General features: G+C 72.1%; 16 protein-coding genes. 8 read left to right on the top strand and 8 right to left on the bottom strand.

Translation table 11 applies throughout. The annotated features are described in order from the left end of the window. Positions 1-6: 6 nt before the first annotated feature. On the bottom strand, positions 7-2,016 hold the full coding sequence (locus A3Q37_RS07495; RefSeq protein ID WP_065479449.1) for a hypothetical protein: 2,010 nt from the start codon (positions 2,014-2,016) through the stop codon (positions 7-9). 174 nt (positions 2,017-2,190) lie between these two features. Here A3Q37_RS07495 and A3Q37_RS07490 point away from each other — a divergent pair, with 174 nt between their 5' ends. Both A3Q37_RS07490 and A3Q37_RS07485 read left to right on the top strand, forming a co-directional pair. Then, positions 2,191-3,333, top strand: coding sequence for a winged helix DNA-binding domain-containing protein (locus tag A3Q37_RS07490; RefSeq protein WP_065479444.1), 1,143 nt, complete (start codon positions 2,191-2,193; stop codon positions 3,331-3,333). Between the two features lie 91 nt (positions 3,334-3,424). Beyond that, on the top strand, positions 3,425-3,676 hold the full coding sequence (locus A3Q37_RS07485; protein WP_065479441.1) for a twin-arginine translocase TatA/TatE family subunit: 252 nt from the start codon (positions 3,425-3,427) through the stop codon (positions 3,674-3,676). Positions 3,677-3,682: 6 nt separating this feature from the next. Here the strand turns inward: A3Q37_RS07485 and A3Q37_RS07480 are convergent, their stop codons facing one another. The 4 genes from A3Q37_RS07480 to A3Q37_RS07465 form a co-directional block, all read right to left on the bottom strand. Continuing rightward, on the bottom strand, positions 3,683-4,705 hold the full coding sequence (locus tag A3Q37_RS07480; protein WP_065479438.1) for a hemolysin family protein: 1,023 nt from the start codon (positions 4,703-4,705) through the stop codon (positions 3,683-3,685). Continuing rightward, on the bottom strand, positions 4,702-6,060 hold the full coding sequence (locus tag A3Q37_RS07475; RefSeq protein ID WP_065479435.1) for a hemolysin family protein: 1,359 nt from the start codon (positions 6,058-6,060) through the stop codon (positions 4,702-4,704). The genes A3Q37_RS07480 and A3Q37_RS07475 overlap by 4 nt, the downstream gene beginning before the upstream one ends. A 332-nt stretch (positions 6,061-6,392) precedes the next feature. After that, entirely contained in the window at positions 6,393-7,322 is a 930-nt protein-coding gene (locus A3Q37_RS07470) for a M56 family metallopeptidase (RefSeq protein WP_065479433.1), read from the bottom strand. Positions 7,323-7,324: 2 nt separating this feature from the next. Continuing rightward, positions 7,325-7,756, bottom strand: a complete 432-nt coding sequence (locus A3Q37_RS07465; protein WP_065479431.1) for a BlaI/MecI/CopY family transcriptional regulator — start codon at positions 7,754-7,756, stop codon at positions 7,325-7,327. A gap of 258 nt (positions 7,757-8,014) precedes the next feature. On the opposite strand from A3Q37_RS07465, the gene A3Q37_RS07460 reads away from it, so the two are divergent. From A3Q37_RS07460 to A3Q37_RS07450, 3 genes are all read left to right on the top strand, one after another. Beyond that, the gene (locus A3Q37_RS07460) at positions 8,015-8,590 is read left to right on the top strand and encodes a TerD family protein (RefSeq protein WP_065479426.1); all 576 of its coding nucleotides are present in this window, start codon (positions 8,015-8,017) and stop codon (positions 8,588-8,590) included. 32 nt (positions 8,591-8,622) lie between these two features. Beyond that, positions 8,623-9,204, top strand: a complete 582-nt coding sequence (locus tag A3Q37_RS07455; protein ID WP_065479425.1) for a TerD family protein — start codon at positions 8,623-8,625, stop codon at positions 9,202-9,204. Between the two features lie 140 nt (positions 9,205-9,344). After that, positions 9,345-10,094, top strand: coding sequence for a hypothetical protein (locus A3Q37_RS07450; RefSeq protein ID WP_065479422.1), 750 nt, complete (start codon positions 9,345-9,347; stop codon positions 10,092-10,094). Here the strand turns inward: A3Q37_RS07450 and A3Q37_RS07445 are convergent. From A3Q37_RS07445 to A3Q37_RS07435, 3 genes are all read right to left on the bottom strand, one after another. Beyond that, complete coding sequence (locus tag A3Q37_RS07445) at positions 10,012-10,761, bottom strand: gamma-glutamyl-gamma-aminobutyrate hydrolase family protein (protein WP_065479417.1); 750 nt, start codon at positions 10,759-10,761, stop codon at positions 10,012-10,014. The genes A3Q37_RS07450 and A3Q37_RS07445 overlap by 83 nt on opposite strands. A 62-nt stretch (positions 10,762-10,823) precedes the next feature. Further along, positions 10,824-12,293 carry an ethanolamine permease gene (gene eat / locus A3Q37_RS07440; RefSeq protein ID WP_065479414.1) on the bottom strand — a complete coding sequence of 490 codons (1,470 nt, stop codon included), beginning with the start codon at positions 12,291-12,293 and terminating at the stop codon, positions 10,824-10,826. Between the two features lie 186 nt (positions 12,294-12,479). Then, positions 12,480-13,178 (bottom strand): FadR/GntR family transcriptional regulator, encoded by a 699-nt coding sequence (locus tag A3Q37_RS07435; protein ID WP_255311767.1) that lies wholly within the window; start codon positions 13,176-13,178, stop codon positions 12,480-12,482. 172 nt (positions 13,179-13,350) lie between these two features. Between A3Q37_RS07435 and A3Q37_RS07430 the strand changes: the two genes are divergently transcribed. Genes A3Q37_RS07430 through A3Q37_RS07420 form a run of 3 tightly spaced genes read left to right on the top strand, consistent with a single transcriptional unit; the run spans position 13,351 to position 16,919 of the window. Then, on the top strand, positions 13,351-14,715 hold the full coding sequence (locus A3Q37_RS07430; RefSeq protein WP_065479412.1) for a glutamine synthetase family protein: 1,365 nt from the start codon (positions 13,351-13,353) through the stop codon (positions 14,713-14,715). Positions 14,716-14,745: 30 nt separating this feature from the next. After that, a complete protein-coding gene (locus A3Q37_RS07425) occupies positions 14,746-16,128 on the top strand; it encodes an aldehyde dehydrogenase (protein ID WP_065479409.1) in 1,383 nt (460 codons plus the stop codon). A gap of 5 nt (positions 16,129-16,133) precedes the next feature. After that, positions 16,134-16,919 (top strand): 3-oxoacyl-ACP reductase, encoded by a 786-nt coding sequence (locus tag A3Q37_RS07420; protein ID WP_065479404.1) that lies wholly within the window; start codon positions 16,134-16,136, stop codon positions 16,917-16,919. Positions 16,920-16,982: the final 63 nt, after the last annotated feature.

Below are 16,982 nucleotides of genomic sequence, written 5' to 3'. Positions count from 1 at the left end.
GCGTCCTCAGGCCAGCCCGTGCCGTTGCCTGAGCTCTTGGGCGGCGTTCCGGTGCTCCTCGGCCTCCGCTGTGTTCCCCTCGTCGTCCGCGACCTGGGCGAGGACGTCCAGGACGTCGGCAGCCCCGATGTCCGACTTTCTGTCCCTGGCCGCGTCCAGCGACGCCTCGACGAACCTGCGGGCCTCTGCCATCCGGCCGATCAGACGAAGCGCCTGCCCGAGGGCGAGCCCGGTGCGTCCGGTCATGCGCGCCCGCCCCTGGGTACGGGCCATCGAGTGGGCCGGGCGCAGCAGTCGCACGGCGGGCTCCGGATCACCGAGCTTGAGGTGGGCCTCACCCAGCCGGTACCTCAGCAGCATCTCTCCGTACGGGTTGGGAATCGCCAGGTGCAGGTCGAGGCATTCCTCGAATTCGCGGACCGCCGACGGCCAGTCGCCTCGTGCGCCCTTCAGCATTCCCCGGAACTCCACGACAGAGGCGCGCAGCTTCGCGTCCCTCGTCGAGTCGCCCAGCACGCCCGCCCCGGCCGCGGCATGACGGAGGGCCTCCCCGGCTTCCTCCGTCCGCCCCGTCTGCCAGAGCGAGCGGGCCAGTTGGCAGTAGGTGCGCACGATGGCGGAGATGTTGGTCCCGGCGCGGACGGCAGACTCGTTGGCCGTACGGAAGACCTCGGTCATATCGGTCTGGTGCGGGTTGTCCAGGAAGAACGTCCACAGGGGTTCGCTGAGCTGCCAGGCCTCGTCGTCCCAGCCCCGCGCGTGGGCGAGCCGCACACAGGCGAAGAGTGTGTGCCGCTCCTCGTACAGCCAGTGCGCGGCCCGTAGTTTTCGCGCCTCGGCGACGGCCGGGTCCGTGGTTTCCTCCGGGTTCTCCAGGAGGGCGTCCGGGGCTCCTTCGCGTTCGAGTACGTCGTCCGCGACGGTGAGGCGCGGGCCTGCGGCGAAGCGGTCCGCCAGCTGGCTCTGGTACAGCACCCAGCGGACGAACCGGAGCTGGGCCGCGTCCAGTTCACCGTCGGCCGCGTCCAGGCGTGCCCGGCGCCGGGCGTGGTCGCCGAGCCACTCGGGGAGGCGGATCCGGCCGTTCTCCCTGTGCATCAGGTCCCGGATGTCCAGGAATCCCGCCATGTTCAACTCCTGCAGGGCGTCGTCGCAGGCTTCGTCTCCCAGCCCCAGAAGCGCCGCTGCGGCCTCCCTCGTCAAGGAGACGTCCGGGACCCCGGCAAGCAGGCGGTACAGGAGGGCGGACGCCGGTCGTAACTCCGCGTACGTCTCGTCCCAGAGGGATTCCACTTCCGAGATTCCCTGCTCCTTGAACTGTGTGGACAGCTCGGAGATCAGTCGTGACAGCGGGAGCAGGGGATTTCTGCGCACCCAGGCGCCCGCCGCACGCAGCGCGGCGGGGAGACCGGAGCAGAGCCTGACCAGTTCCCTGGCGGCGGCCGGATCGGCTGCCAGCCGACGGTCCCGTACGAGGAGACCCAGCAGTTCCATCGAGACGGACTCCGGGAAGGCAGAGAGGGCGATCTCCAGCTCCGTGCCGTCGGCAAGATCAGGGAGTGGCCCCCGGCTCACCAGGATGACCATGGCATTGCCCGACGGCGGCAGCAGAGGAGCGACTTCGGAGCCGCATTTCGCATTGTCCAGGACGAGGATCAGGGGCTCGTTCCCCGTCATCCGCCAGTACTGCATGATCCGGTCGTCGTGCTGGGCGGCGATCTTCTCCGCCCCCAGCAAGGTGAGCAGATGGCCGAGTACGTCCCCGACATCGAGTTGGCCGCGCAGCCGGAACCTGTCGAGATCAGCGGTCAGCACCTGCCCTCCCGTCCGGGCGCACCAGGTACGGGCGATCCGGTAGGCGAGCTCCCTTCTGCCCAGTCCGGCGGGGCCCCACAGCACCACGGGGAACGCGCGGTTGGGGGCGTTCCACTCCTCCAGTCCCTCGAAGATCTGCGCCGTCTCGTCCTCGCGGTCGACGAAATGCGGAATCTCCGGTGGAAGTCCCGTTGTCGTCATGTCCGGCCCCCGTCCTCGCGTTCAGCATCGTCCAGGTGGAGGCTACGCAGATTCCGGTGGGAACAAACAGGATCCCGCGTATGCGTCCGGCATCGCTCACCAGCGCACACTCCGATGAGAGTACGGTTTCGAGGTCAGCTGACCGATGGACCGGAGGAACGGATCGATGACGGTATGAGGATCACCGCTCGCGACCTCAACCGCTCCACGCTCGCCCGGCAGTTGCTGCTGCGGCGCGAGCCGCTGGGCGCCGTCGAGGGGGTGCGGCGCGTGGTGGCGCTCCAGGCGCAGCAGCCGGCGTCGCCCTATCTCGCCCTCTGGAACCGGCTCGCGGACTTCGATCCGGCCGGTCTCGACGCCGCGTTCGCGGATCACGCGGTCGTCAAGGCGACGCTGATGCGGCTCACGCTCCACGCCGTGCACGCGGAGGACCACGCGGTGTTCCGGGAGGCCATGCAGCCGGTGATACGGGCGTCCCGGCTAGGGGCCCGCTTCACCGCATCCGGGCTGACCGCCGAGGACGCCGAGAAACTCGTTCCCGGGCTGCTGGAGTTCGCGGAGCGGCCCCGGACCACCGCCGAGTGCGAGGCGTGGCTGGGCGAGCGGCTGGGTGCTCCGCCGGGGACGGGTGCCTGGTGGGGGCTGCGGCAGTTCACGCCGCTGCTCCACGCGCCCACCGCGTCGCCGTGGTCGTTCGGTCACCGGCCCTCGTACATCGCGCCGCGGACCGGCCCTCCGCGGACGGATGCGGCAGCGTCGGCCGCCGCGCTGCGGAGGCTGGTCGTGCGGTACCTCTCGGGGTTCGGGCCCGCTTCGGTCGCGGATGTGGCGCAGTTCGCGATGGTCCGGCGGACCTCGGTGCGGGCGGCGCTCGCGGATCTCGCCGGGGAGCTGGACCGGCTCAAGGGGCCGGAGGGCGAGGAGCTGTTCGATCTGCCGGGTGCTCCGCGGCCGGACGCGACGACGCCTGCGCCGCCCCGGCTGATGGCGATGTGGGACAGCGTTCTGCTGGCGTACGCGGATCGCGGCCGGGTTCTCCCGCCCGCGTACCGCAGGGTCGTGATCCGCGCGAACGGGGACGTGCTGCCGACCCTGTTGGTCGACGGGTATGTGGCGGGGGTGTGGCGGCCGGTCGACGGGGGCATCGAGGCGGCCGCGTTCCATTCGCTGCCCGAGGAGGTCTGGGAGGGGCTCGCCGCCGAGGCCCGGTCGTTGGTCGGGTTCCTGGCCGGCCGGGAACCGGAGGTCTACCGGCGCTACGGCCACTGGTGGAACCGTCTCCCGGACGCCACCGTGCGGCTGTTGGCCGGTGGCTGAGGGCGGTGGCCGATCCGCGATTCCACGGACGCATGCTCTACAGACCTGTAGATTACCTCCGTCGTAGACCGCTCCGGAGAAAGCAGCAGCCATGTTGGGGATCGGCGAACTCACCCTCGTTCTTCTCGTGATCGTGGTGGTCCTGAGCATCAAGAGGCTGCCGGATCTGGTGCGGTCCGCCGGCAAGGCCGCGCGCATCCTCAAGAGCGAGAAGCGGGCCCTCAAGGAGCAGGACGCCCAGCGGGCCGCTCCCCCGGGCGCCGGCCCGGGCGCCGCGAACGACGACGCCCGGCCGTCTCCCCGGGTGATCCGTGGGGAGACGACCGAGCGTCGGGACCTGTAGCGTCGGTCAGGCGGCCGTCGGCGGGTGCAGCAGTCTGGCGAGCAGGTCGTCCAGGCTGACCAGTCCGGTGATCCGGCCTTCCCCGTCCCGGACGACGGCGATCGTGGCGCGCCGCTCGCGCAACTGCTCCACCGCGTGCGCCGCGGTGGCGTCCGGGGCGAGTTCGGGGACCGGGCGGGCCAGGTCCCGGGCGAGGATCGCCCGGCCTCCGGCGCGGGCCACGAGGGCGTCCCGGGCGTGCACCGATCCGAGGACCTCCTCCCCGTCCCGTACCAGCAGACGGGTGCGGTCGGCGTCGGCGGCGGTGGCCAGGACCTCGTCGAGTCCCGCGTCGGCCGGGACGGTCGCGATACGTTCGGCCGGGATCCGCACGGTGGAGACCGGGGCCTGCGGTTCGGTCAGGGTCCGGGTCATCAGGCCGGAGTCGCCCTGGCTGATCAGCCCCAGCCGCTCCGACTCCTCGATGAGGTGGGTGAGCTGGTCCCGGTTGTGCACCGAGGTCAGCTCGTCGCGCGGGGTGACCCGGCAGAGCCGCACCAGGCCGTTGCTGATCCAGTTCATCAGCCGGATCAGCGGCCGTACGGCGTTGACCAGGGCCCGGAAGGCCGGGCTCAGGAGCATCGCCGAGCGCTCCGGGTGGGCGATGGCCCAGGATTTCGGGGCCATTTCGCCGACCACCATGTGCAGGAAGACGACGACGATCATGGCGAGCGCGAAGGCGATGCCGTAGCTGAGGGCCGCGGGCAGTCCGAGCTTCTCCAGCAGCGGGTCCAGCTCGTGCGAGATGGCGGGCTTGGAGACGGAGCCGAGGCCCAGGGTGCAGATGGTGATGCCGAGCTGGGCGCCCGCCAGCATCAGCGACAGCTCGCGCATTCCGGCGAGCGCCGCCTTCGCCCCGCGCTGTCCGCGGGCGGCGGCCTGTTCCATGCGGTGTCGTTTGGAGGCGACGAGGGCGAATTCGGCGGCGACGAAGAAGCCGCTGCCGATCAGCAGCAGCACGGTCACGAAGAGGGCCAGGGGGAAGCTCATACCTGCGGCTCCTGTCCGGTGCGATCGGCGTCGGCGGGCCGATCGGCGTCAGCGGTGCGGTCCTCGCGCTCGATGCGGACGTACTCGGCGACGTGCCGGTCCAGTGAGCGGACGGTGATCCGGACGCCGGGGACGGTCAGCCGGTCCCCCACCGTCGGGAAGCGGCCGAGCCGGTCGATGATCAGTCCGGCCAGGGTGTCGTAGTCGTCGCTCTCCTGGGGCAGTTCGACCCCGGTGGCCTCCTCGATCTCGTCGAGGCGACGGCCCGCGTCCACGATCCAGCCGGGGCCGTCGGCGACCGCGAGTTCGACGACGGTGTCGGACTCGTCGGCGATGTCCCCGACGAGCTCCTCGGCGATGTCCTCGTACGTGACGATCCCGGCGAGACCGCCGTGCTCGTCCAGGACCACGGCGAACTCGTCGTCCCGCTCCCGCATCTGCGCGACCGCCGCCGGGAGCTTGAGCAGTTCCGGCAGCAGGAGGGGGCGGCGGGCCAGGGAGCCGACGGTGGTGCGGCCGATCTCCGCGGCGGGCAGCCGCATCAGCTCCCGTACGCCCAGGACCCCTGCGGGGTCGTCGGGGTGGTCCCCGAGCACCGGGTAGTTGGAGTGCCCGTGCCGGGCGATCAGCTCGACGGCCTCGGAGGCGGGGGCGTCGCGGCGGACGAAGGCGACGTCGGCGCGCGGGATCATCACCTCGCCCAGGGTCCGCTCGGAGAACTCCAGGGCGTGGTCGATGAGTTCGGCGGTGGCGGCGGGCAGCTCGCCCTGTTCGTGGGACTCTCCGATGAGGTGGCCCAGCTCCTCCAGGGTGGCGCCGTGGTGCAGCTCCTCGACGGGTTCGATGCCGATCCGGCGCAGCAGCCGGTTGGCCGCGCTGTCGAAGATGTGGATGACCGGGCCGACGGCCCGGAGGTAGATCAGGGTGGAGGCGGCCAGGGACTTCGCCATCCGCTCGGGGACGGCGAGGGCCAGGTTCTTGGGGGCGAGTTCACCCAGGACCATCTGGATGACGGTCGCCACCACGAAGGACAGCACGACGGAGATGCCGGAGACCACGCCGTCGGGCACGCCGGTGCCGCTGAGGACGGGCCGCAGGAGCGCGGAGACGGACGGTTCGGCGAGGAAGCCGACGATCAGCCCGGTGACGGTGATGCCGAGCTGGGCACCGGAGAGCATGAACGAGAGGCGCTCCAGCACCTTCACGGCGCGGGCTGCCCGCTTGTCACCAGCCGCGGCCTCCCGCGAGAGGGTGAGGCGGTCGGCGGAGACGTAGGCGAACTCCTGGGCCACGAAGTAGCCGGTTCCCGCGGTCAGGACGAAGACGGCCAGGAGGCCGAAGAGCGCGGCGATCACCGGGTTCCCGCCCCGGAGGAGCGGCGGCGGCCGAGTCGGCCCGTGGCCGCGTCGGCGGACCGGATGCGGGGGAAGTCAGGCCCCGGAGGGCGAAGGTCAGGCCCCGAAGGGCCCGTACTGGCGTACAACGCGTGGCTCCTGTGGTGGGGTGGTCCCACCCTTTGTGGGGGGGGGCGGGCCCCGCCCCGCCGCACCGGCACGTTTCCGGTTCTGCCCACGGTCGGGCCTGCGGTCCATGAACTCTACAGCGGCGTAGATGGGCGGTTCGGGGGTGACTTCCGTGACGAGAACCGTACGCCAAAGGGGACGTATAGGAACTGAACGGACAACTCCTACAGCGGGGTCGTCGCCGCCTCCAGGACGAGGAACAGGGCCACGGCCGCGTTCAGTGCGGACAGCGCGGAGACGGTCGTCCCGGCCGCGGCGACGAGCGCGGCCGCCCCGGCCGGGGTGAGGGCCGGGGGCCAGCTCCGGTCCGGCGGCACCGGGCACAGGAGCGCCGCCACCCGGCGCGGCACCGGGCCCGCGGTGGCGAAGGCCGCGCCGCCGGGCACCGGGCGGGCGACGAGCGCCGCCTTGCCGACCGCGCGGGCGGTCAGCCGGCGGTCGCCGGTGACCCGGGCCGCCTCCTCGTCCGCCCAGCGCTCCGTGCTGTAGACCAGGGCCCCGAGCAGCGGCCACAGCAGGGGGTTGACGCAGCCGGCCAGCCGGGTCGCAAGCAGCAGCCGGTGGTGGCGTCCCGTCAGATGGGCCCGCTCGTGGGCGAACAGCGCCCGGTGCTCGGCCGGTTCGAGGGAGGCGAGCATGGCCGTGGAGACCATCACCCGCCCCGGGGAGCCGGGAAGCGCGTAGGCGTACGGGATGTCGTCGGGCAGTACGGCGACGTCGTCGTCCCCTCCCACTCCCCCGAGCGCCCGGTGGGCCCGGGCCCGGAAACGGAAGTGGCGGTGGACGGTGAATCCGCAGGCCCCGGTCACGACGACGAGCGCCAGGATGGACGCCTTGCCGGCGAACGCGTCGTGCGGCACGGCGTCGCGGACCTCGTCGTCGGACCAGCCGTCGGGCAGCGGGTTGCCGGGCAGCTGGGCGGTGCCGACGACCACCAGCAGCCCGAGGCAGAGGAAGCTGCACGAGGCCAGGATGACGGCGACCGTGGTCAGCAGCCTGGCGGCCCTGCGGGGGTGCAGGTGCTGTTCGGCCAGGCGCGCGATCGGCAGCGCGGTCAGGGGCAGCACGAGGGGCAGATAGACGAAGACCCCCATCGTCAGCGCTCCGGCCGGTCCGAGGGCGCGCCGGTGTCGTCGGGTCCGCTCTCGGCCAGCAGCGACCGCAGCAGGTCCTCGTCATGGGAGGAGAGGACGGAGACGAAGCTGGAGAGCACCGCGTCGCGGTCGCTCTGCTTGTCCAGGAGGCTGCGCATCCGCAGGGCGGCGAGCCCCGCCTCGTTCGCCACGGGCTCCCACAGGACGGGGCGCCCCCGCCCGGTGCGTGTGACGGCCTGCTTGGCGTGCAGCCGGGTCAGGATGGTGATGACGGTGCTGTACGAGAGGCCCGCGCCGAGCCGCTCCAGCACCCAGGCCGCGGTCACCGGCTCGCTCGCCTCGCCCAGCACCGACAGCACCTGGGCCTCCAACTCGCCCTGGCCGCGCCTGCGGGCGGGCGTCTCCCGTCCGCCACCTGCTCTCTCGGCGTCCACGGCACGGCCCCTCTCTCCGTCGTCTCCGTCTCGCCGCCCGGCTCTCTCCGTTCGGCCGCCCGGCCTTGGCACTGGACCCGCCGGGCATCGGGGAATCGTATCCAGCGGGCGAAAGGACCGGCCACCGACCGGCGCGTGACGGCTCGCGCCCGGTCGGCGCGCACCACTCGCGCCCCGCCCGCTCGCGCCCGCCTCCTGGTCCCGTAAATCTACAGTGCTGTAGATTTTCTTCACTGCCGCCGCACAAGGGAGAAGATCATGGGTGTGAGCCTCGCCAAGGGTGGAAACGTCTCGCTGAGCAAGGAGGCCCCGGGGCTGACCGCCGTCCTCGTCGGGCTCGGCTGGGACGTCCGTACCACCACGGGCACCGACTACGACCTGGACGCGAGCGCGCTCCTGTGCGACGAGGCGGGCAAGGTGCTGTCCAACGGGCACTTCGTCTTCTACAACAACCTGAAGAGCCCCGACGGTTCGGTCGAGCACACCGGCGACAACCTCACCGGTGAGGGCGAGGGCGACGACGAGATCGTCAAGGTCGACCTCGCCTCGGTACCCGCGACCGTCGCGAAGATCGTGTTCCCCGTCTCGATCCACGACGCCCAGAGCCGCGGCCAGAGCTTCGGCCAGGTCCGCAACGCGTACATCCGCGTGGTGAACCAGGCGGGCGGCGCGGAGATCGCCCGCTACGACCTCAGCGAGGACGCCTCCACCGAGACGGCGATGGTCTTCGGCGAGCTGTACCGGCACGGCGCCGAGTGGAAGTTCCGTGCGGTCGGGCAGGGTTACGCATCCGGCCTGAGCGGCATCGTCGCCGACTTCGGCGTCACTCTCTGAGCCGCTCGGACACGACCACGGAAGGCGTAACGATGACGATCAACCTCACCAAGGGCCAGCAGGTCAGCCTCACCAAGTCCGGCGGCGGCGAGCTCGACGTCGTACGGATGGGACTCGGCTGGAAGTCCGCTCCCCGTAAGGGTTTTCTGGCGCGGCTGACCGCCCGTGAGATCGACCTGGACGCGTCGGCGGTGCTCTTCGCGGGCCGGGACCCGCAGGATGTGGTCTTCTTCCAGCATCTGACCAGCGACGACGGCTCGGTCCAGCACACCGGGGACAACCGGGTCGGCGGGGCGGGCGAGGGCGGCGACGACGAGTCGATCGTCGTCGACCTGCGGCGCGTACCGGCCCATGTGGACCAGATCGTCTTCACGGTGAACTCGTTCACCGGCCAGACCTTCGAGGAGGTCGAGGCGGCGTTCTGCCGGCTGGTCGATGAGAGCAACGGCCAGGAGCTGGCCCGCTACACGCTGACCGGCGGCGGGCGGCACACCGCCCAGATCATGGCCAAGGTCCAGCGGACCGGCTCGGGCTGGCAGATGACCGCGATCGGCGCGGCGGCGGACGGGCGGACCTTCCAGGACCTCATGCCCGCGGTAGCCCAGCACCTCTGATCCCGCCCGGCAGCGGCGCGGGGGTGCGCACGCGGCACGTGCGCACCCCCGCGCCGCGCCGCCTTCACGACCGCTCACGCCACACGTATCCACGCACGTATCTACGCATGCATCGACGCACGTATCGACCGAGGGACAGCATGGGCAGACCTTCCCGGCTCGGGGACGAGGACCGGTCCGACTACGCGAGCGCGCTCGACGAGGTGATCGCCTCCCCGGAGATCCGGCGCCTGCTGGAGCGTTCGGGAGTCCCCGGCGACCGGCTGCGCGTTCGGGGGCTGGCCGCCGTGGCGCGCACGGCGGGTGCCGCCGACGCGGAGTACCGGAGGTACGCGGCCCTGCGGGCGCAGGGCGGGCGGCGGGGCGCCGGGCCGGCGCCGCTCTCCGGTCCCGGTGATCAGGAGCGGCCGGGGGCCGGGGTGCTGGCGGTGCTCGGGGTGCTGACGCCGGTGCTCGCCGCCGTGGCCGCGGTGACGTTCCTGCTGCTCGGGTACGGTCTGCGGCTCGCCGACGCCCTGCCGGCCCTGGCGGACACCCTCGTCGGCGTCGGCTGGTTCAGTCTGGTGGTCGCGGGGGTGACGGCCCTGGTCAGCGTGGTCGCCCTTTACCGTACGGCGGCGAAGCAGTCGGCGGCGGACGCGGTGGCCGTACCCGATCCGTCCGCCGCCGCCACCGCTTCTCCCGCGCTCGCCCAGGCCCGTGAGGCGTGGCTCGTGGCGCTGCGGGACCGGGGGATCCGGCCGTTCCTGCTCCAGGAGCTCGCCGAGGCGGGGGCGTCCGCCCCGGCCGCGGGCGAGGGCTCCCGCTTCAGCTCACCGGCGTTCGCGGGGCCCGACTACTCCGGTCCGGGGTTCGAGGGGTCGGCGCGGCCCGCTCCCCGGCAGCCCTGACCAGGACGGACATGACCCGGGTGTCCTGGCCCATCTCCGGGTGCCACTGCACCCCGAGCACCAGGCTTGCGTGGTCCGGGAGTTCCAGGGCCTCCACCGTCCCGTCCGGGGCGTGGGCGGAGGCCACCAGGCCGGTGCCGAGGCGGTCGACGGCCTGGTGGTGGTAGGCGGGCACCATGGCGGTCTCCGGCACGGCGTCCGCGTACACGGTGCCGGTCACAGGGGTCACCGGGTGGCTGCCGAAGACGCCGAGGCCGCCGGTGTGGTCCTCCAGATGCTGGATCAGCGTGCCGCCGAGGGCGACGTTGAGCAGCTGCATGCCCCGGCAGATGCCGAGCAGCGGGACCCGCTGGTCGATCGCCGCCCGGATCAACGCCAGCTCCCAGGCGTCCCGTTCGCGGGCCGGGGGGCCGGTACGGGGGTCGGCGACCGCACCGTACCGGGCCGGCTCGACGTCCGCTCCCCCGGCGATGACCAGCCCGTCCAGGGCGGCGACGGTGTCCCGGGCCGCGTCCTCGGCGTCATCGGGCGGCAGCAGCACCGCGAGCCCGCCCGCCGCCCGGACGAGGCGCGGATAGGCGGCGGGCAGCAGCACCGCGGGCATCTCCCACACCCCCCACCGGGCCGGGTCCTGGTAGGTGCTGATGCCGATGACGGGCCGGGGCATGGAACGTACTCCTTCGGGTCGGTCGGGGATGGCGTCGGCGGCCGGGGGGGTGCCCGGTGTGCTCAGTCGCGGGCGAGTTCCGCCTCGGCCGCTGCCAGTGCGGCGAACTCCTCCTCCGGGGCTCCCGCGACCAGCCGGTGACGGCTGTAGAAGGCGAAGTAGGCCAGCGCCACCGCGTACACGGCGAGCGCGATGAACGCCGCGTCGCGGTCCACCAGGAAGGTCGCCACCAGGGCCGAGCATGCCAGAGCGAGGGCGACGGACGAGGTGAGCGCGCCGCCGGGGGTGCGGTAGGGGCGCGGCAGCTCCGGTTCGCGGCGGCGCAGCACCAGGTGGGAGAGGGCCATGAGGGCGTAGCTGATGGTGGCGCCGAAGACGGCGACGTTCAGCATCCGGCCGCCGTTGCCGCTCCAGGCGGCGAGCGTGAAGCCGATGACGCCGGGGATCAGCAGGCCGAGATAGGGGGACTTGCGGCGGTTGGTGAGGGAGAGGAAGCGGGGCAGATAGCCCGCCCGGGAGAGGGCGAACAGCTGGCGGGAGCCGGCGAAGATCAGGGAGAAGAAGGAGGCGACGAGTCCGGCGAGGCCCGCGTAGTTCACGAAGCGGCTCAGGACGGTCGGCTCGCCGTCGCCCTGGAGGGCCACCACCAGCGGGTTCCCGGCCTCCTTGATGGCGTTCGCGCCTTGGGCGCCGGTGGCGGAGACGAAGGTGATGAGGGCCAGGAAGACCAGTACGGCGAGGGAGATGGCCAGGGCCTTGGGCATCGAGCGGACCGGGTCCTTGGCCTCCTCGGCGGCGAGCGGCACGCCCTCCACGCCGAGGAAGAACCACATACCGAAGGGGAAGGCGGCCCAGATGCCGAGGAGTCCGTACGGCAGCCAGGAGTTGGAGCCGAAGGCGGAGGCGTCGGCCGGGATGTCGTTGAGGCGGCCCGCGTCGAACTCGGTGAACGCGCCGACGGCGAAGATCAGCAGGGCGGCCACCGCGATGGCGGTCACGACCAGGCTGAAGCGGAGCGCCTCGCCGACGCCCCAGAGATGGATGCCGATGAAGATCGCGAAGCAGGCGAGGTAGACGGGCCAGCCGGAGGTGAGGCCGAACAGGCCGAGCGATTCGACGTAGTCGCCGATGAAGAGGGAGATGGCGGCGGGGGCGAGGATGTACTCGATGAGGATGGCCGTCCCCGTCAGGAAGCCGCCCCAGGTGCCGAGCGCCCGCCGGGCGAAGCCGTAACCGCCGCCCGCCGTGGGGAGGATGGCGGAGAGTTCGGCCAGGGCGAAGACCAGACAGGCGTACATGACGCCCATCAGGACCATGGCCACGGCGAGTCCGCCGAAGCCGCCCTTGGACAGGCCGATGTTCCAGCCGGAGAAGTCGCCGGAGACGACGTAGGCGACGCCGAGCCCGGTCAGCAGGAGCCAGCCGGCGCTGCCGCGGCGCAGGGTCCGGCGGTGGAGGTACGCGTCCGTGCCGGACTTCGCCGGGCCCGCGTCACCGGATGGTCCGGCGGATGTTTCGGTTCCCTGAGCCATGAGGCGCTCCTGATGTGTCTCGACGTCATCGTTGGAACTGCTTCGATCAAAGGTTCGTCGGCACACCTTTGTGGAACGTGGCGGCGCCTGGCAAGGGGCGTGCGTTAAAGAGTGGTTACGGATTCGCCTCGCCGGCCGCCGCCGGCCCGGGGTCCCCGTCGATCCCGGGCTCCGTCGGCCCCGGGCTCAGGAGAGGAAGCCGCGCAGCAGGGCCGCCGTGCCGCCGCAGTGTTCGCGCATCATGTCGCGCGCCGCCTCCGGGTCCCGGTCGAGGACCGCCTCGACGACGGCCGCGTGCTGCTGCTGGGAGTGCTCCAGGTTGCGCACCAGGAGCGGGATGCCGTCGAGCAGTTCGTTGAGGGTGGCCCGGACGGCGGCGTACTGGGCGGCGAGCGTGCGGGAGCCGGAGAGTTCGGCGAGGGTGAGGTGGAGCAGGGTGTCCTGGCGGCGGTAGTCCTCCAGCCGGGCGCCCTGGGTGGCGTCGAGCGCTCCCCGTAGCCGGTCCTCGCCGTCGGCCGTGAGCCCTTCGGCGCACAGGCCCGCGGCTCCGGCCTCCAGCACCTCGCGGAAGCGCAGGGTGTCCTCGACGTCGACGGCGGCGATGCGGCGGCGCAGTTCGTCGCTGTCGTCGGGGGCGGCGGTGCGCGGCAGGACGAACGTGCCTCCGTAGCGGCCGCGGCGGCTCTCGACCATGTTCTGGTCCTGGAGGACCTTGAGGACCTCGCGCAGCGTCACCCTGCTGATCCGCAGGTGCTGGGACAACTCGCGCTCGGAGGGCAGGCGTTCGCCCGGGGGTACGAGGCCGAGGCGCAGGAGCTGGAGGACCTGTTCGAGCGCCTCCTCGAAGCCGTTGCCCGCGCGGACCGGGCGCAGCACGGAGTCCAGCGGGCCGGGCGCGGGCTCGCCCGCGCCGCCCGCGGCCCCTTCCGTCTCCCCTGCCCGTGCCGCCGGACGGGTGTCGTCCGCTCTTCCGCTGGTGGCCACTGGCGGATCCCCTTCCCAAGCAATGGTTTCCTGTCATACCTTATGCCTCCCGGTTCCCCCAAGGAGGCATCCCGTGGCAGACCGCACACCCCCGCTCGGCGTCGACGAGCTCCGCTCCCGGGTCGCGGACGGGTCGATAGACACCGTGGTGCTGGCCTTCCCCGACATGCAGGGCCGGCTTCAGGGCAAGCGGTTCGCGGCCGGGTTCTTCCTCGACGAGGTGCTGGAGCACGGCACCGAGGGCTGCAACTATCTCCTGGCCGTGGACACCGAGATGCGGACGGTCGACGGTTACGCGATGTCCTCGTGGGAGAACGGCTACGGCGACTTCGGCATGGTCCCCGACCCCGCGACCCTGCGCCCCGTCCCCTGGCACGAGGGGACCGCGCTTCTCATCGCGGATCTCGCCTGGCACGACGGCAGTCCGGTGGTCGCCGCGCCGCGTCAGATCCTGCGCCGCCAGCTCGACCGGCTGGCGGAGCGCGGCTGGACGGCCCAGGTGGGCACGGAGCTGGAGTTCATCGTCTTCCGGGACAGTTACGAGGAGGCCTGGGACCGCGACTACCGCGGGCTGACCCCGGCCAACCAGTACAACATCGACTACTCGATCCTCGGCACCGGCCGCATCGAGCCGCTGCTGCGCCGCATCCGCAACGAGATGCAGGGGGCGGGGCTGACCGTCGAGTCCGCCAAGGGCGAGTGCAATCCCGGCCAGCACGAGATCGTCTTCCGTTACGACGACGCGCTCACCACCTGCGACCAGCACGCCGTCTACAAGACGGGCGCCAAGGAGATCGCGGCCCAGGAGGGCGTCGCGCTGACGTTCATGGCCAAGTACGACGAGCGCGAGGGCAACTCCTGCCACATCCACCTCTCGCTGACCGACGCGGACGGCGAGAACGTGATGGCGGGCGAAGGCCCGGACGGCATGTCCGAGGTGATGCGCCACTTCCTGGCCGGACAGCTCGCCGCCCTGCGGGACTTCTCCCTCCTCTACGCCCCCAACATCAACTCCTACAAACGCTTCCAGCCCGGCTCCTTCGCCCCCACCGCCGTCGCCTGGGGTGTCGACAACCGCACCTGCGCCCTGCGGGTCGTCGGCCACGGGCGCTCGATGCGGTTCGAGAACCGGCTGCCCGGCGGCGACGTCAATCCGCATCTGGCCGTCGCCGGACTGGTCGCCGCCGGACTGTACGGGGTCGAGCACCGGCTGCCGCTGCCCGAGGTCTGTACGGGCAACGCCTACACCGCCGATTACGACCAGGTGCCGACGACGCTGCGGGAGGCCGCCGAACTGTGGGAGGCCAGCCCGATCGCCAAGGAGGCGTTCGGCGAGGAGGTCGTCGCGCACTACCTGAACATGGCCCGGGTCGAACTGGCCGCGTACGACTCCGCGGTGACCGACTGGGAGCTGCGCCGCTCCTTCGAACGTCTCTGACCACCCCTGCTTCCCGATCGAGGTCCGTACGTGTCACACCCCACCCTGGACGTCCTCAACCCGGCGACCGCCGAGGTCATCGCCACCGTCCCCGCCGCCTCCGCCGCCGATGTGGACGCCGCCGTCGTCCGCGCCACCGCCGCCCAGCGCTCCTGGGCCGCCGCCGCGCCCGCCGACCGGGCCCGGCTGCTGCGCCGCTTCGCCGTCGTCGTCGACGAACACATCGAGGAACTCGCGCAGTTGGAGGTCCGGGAGGCCGGTCACACCATCGGGAACGCCCGGTGGGAGGCGGGCAACGTCCGCGATCTGCTCGACTACAGCGCGGGCGGGGCCGAACGGCTGCTGGGGCGGCAGATCCCCGTGGCGGGCGGCATCGACTTCACGGTGCTGGAGCCGCTGGGCGTCGTCGGGGTCATCGCCCCGTGGAACTTCCCCATGCCGATCGCCGCCTGGGGTCTCGCCCCGGCCCTCGCGGCGGGCAACGCCGTTCTCCTCAAGCCCGCCGAGACGACCCCGCTGACCGCTCTGCGACTGGCCGAACTCGCCCTGGAGGCAGGCCTTCCCGAGGGGCTCTTCCAGGTGCTGCCCGGCGAGGGCCCGGTGGCCGGGAGCGCGCTGGTCGAGCACCCGGGCGTCGCGAAGATCGTCTTCACCGGCTCCACCCGGACCGGCAAGTCCATCATGACCCGCTGCGCCGAGCGCGTGAAGCGGCTCACCCTGGAGCTGGGCGGCAAGAGCCCCAACGTCGTCTTCGCCGACGCCGATGTGGAGGCCGCGGCGGCATCCGCCCCGATGTCCTTCCTGGACAACGCCGGTCAGGACTGCTGTGCCCGGACCCGGATCCTGGTCGAGCGGTCCGTGTACGACCGGTTCCTCGAAGCCCTCGTACCGGCCGTGTCCGCCGTGGTGGTGGGCGACCCGGCCGACGAGAAGACGCAGATGGGGCCGCTGATCTCGGCCGTCCAGCGGGACCGGGTCCGGGGGCTCGTGGACGGCGGCCGGGAGGCCGACGGCGTACGGGCGATGCTCGGCAAGGCGCCCGAGGGGCCCGGGTTCTGGTATCCGCCGACCGTCCTCGCCGGGGTCGCGCCCGACGCCCCGGTGGCCGTGGAGGAGGTCTTCGGGCCGGTGGCGGTGGTGCTGCCGTTCGAGGACGAGGCGGACGCGCTGCGGCTGGCCAACGCCACGGACTACGGGCTCGCCGGCTCGGTCTGGACCCGGGACGTGGGCCGTGCGCTGCGTGTGAGCCAGGGGCTGCGGGCGGGCAACCTCTCCGTCAACTCGCACTCCAGCGTGCGCTATTCGACCCCCTTCGGCGGCTTCAAGCAGTCGGGTCTGGGCCGCGAGCTCGGCCCGGACGCCCTGGCCGCCTTCACCGAAACCAAGAACGTCTTCATCAGCACGGAGGCCTGAGCACCATGACCGACACTTCCCCTGTCTGCCGCCGCCTGGTCGGCCGCACCGCCGTCGTCACCGGAGCCGGCAGCGGCATCGGTCTGGCCACCGTGCGGCGGCTGGCCGCCGAGGGCGCCCATGTCGTCTGCGCCGATGTGGACGAGGAGCGTGGCAAGGCCGCCGCCGAGGAGGCCGCCGGGCTCTTCGTCCGTACCGACGTGACCGACGCCGAAGAGGTGGACGCCCTCTTCAAGGCCGCCCACGACACCTACGGTTCGGTCGACATCGCGTTCAACAACGCCGGGATCTCCCCGCCCGACGACGACTCCATCCTGGACACCGGTCTGGAGGCGTGGAAGCGGGTGCAGGAGGTCAATCTGACCTCGGTCTACCTCTGCTGCAAGGCGGCCATCCCCTACATGCGCGCGCAGGGCAGGGGCTCCATCATCAACACGGCCTCGTTCGTGGCCCGGATGGGCGCGGCCACCTCGCAGATCTCGTACACCGCGTCCAAGGGCGGGGTGCTGGCGATGTCGCGCGAGCTGGGGGTGCAGTTCGCGCGCGACGGCATCCGCGTCAACGCGCTCTGCCCGGGGCCGGTCAACACCCCGCTGCTCCAGGAGCTGTTCGCCAAGGACCCGGAGCGGGCCGCCCGGCGGCTGATCCACATCCCGCTCGGGCGGTTCGCCGAGCCGACGGAGATCGCCGCGGCCGTGGCGTTCCTGGCGAGCGACGACTCCTCGTTCGTGAACGCCACGGACTTCCTGGTCGACGGCGGGATCGCCGGGGCGTACGTCACCCCGGTCTAGAACGGCCGAAAGCCGACGCGGCCCACACGTCCTCGGACGTGCGGGCCGCGTCGGCTTTCGGCC

This window comes from Streptomyces sp. PTY087I2 (genome assembly GCF_001687325.1).
GTDB lineage: Bacteria > Actinomycetota > Actinomycetes > Streptomycetales > Streptomycetaceae > Streptomyces.
Note: the sequence above shows the minus strand (reverse complement) of the source record. Positions and strands in the feature narration are given on the sequence as shown.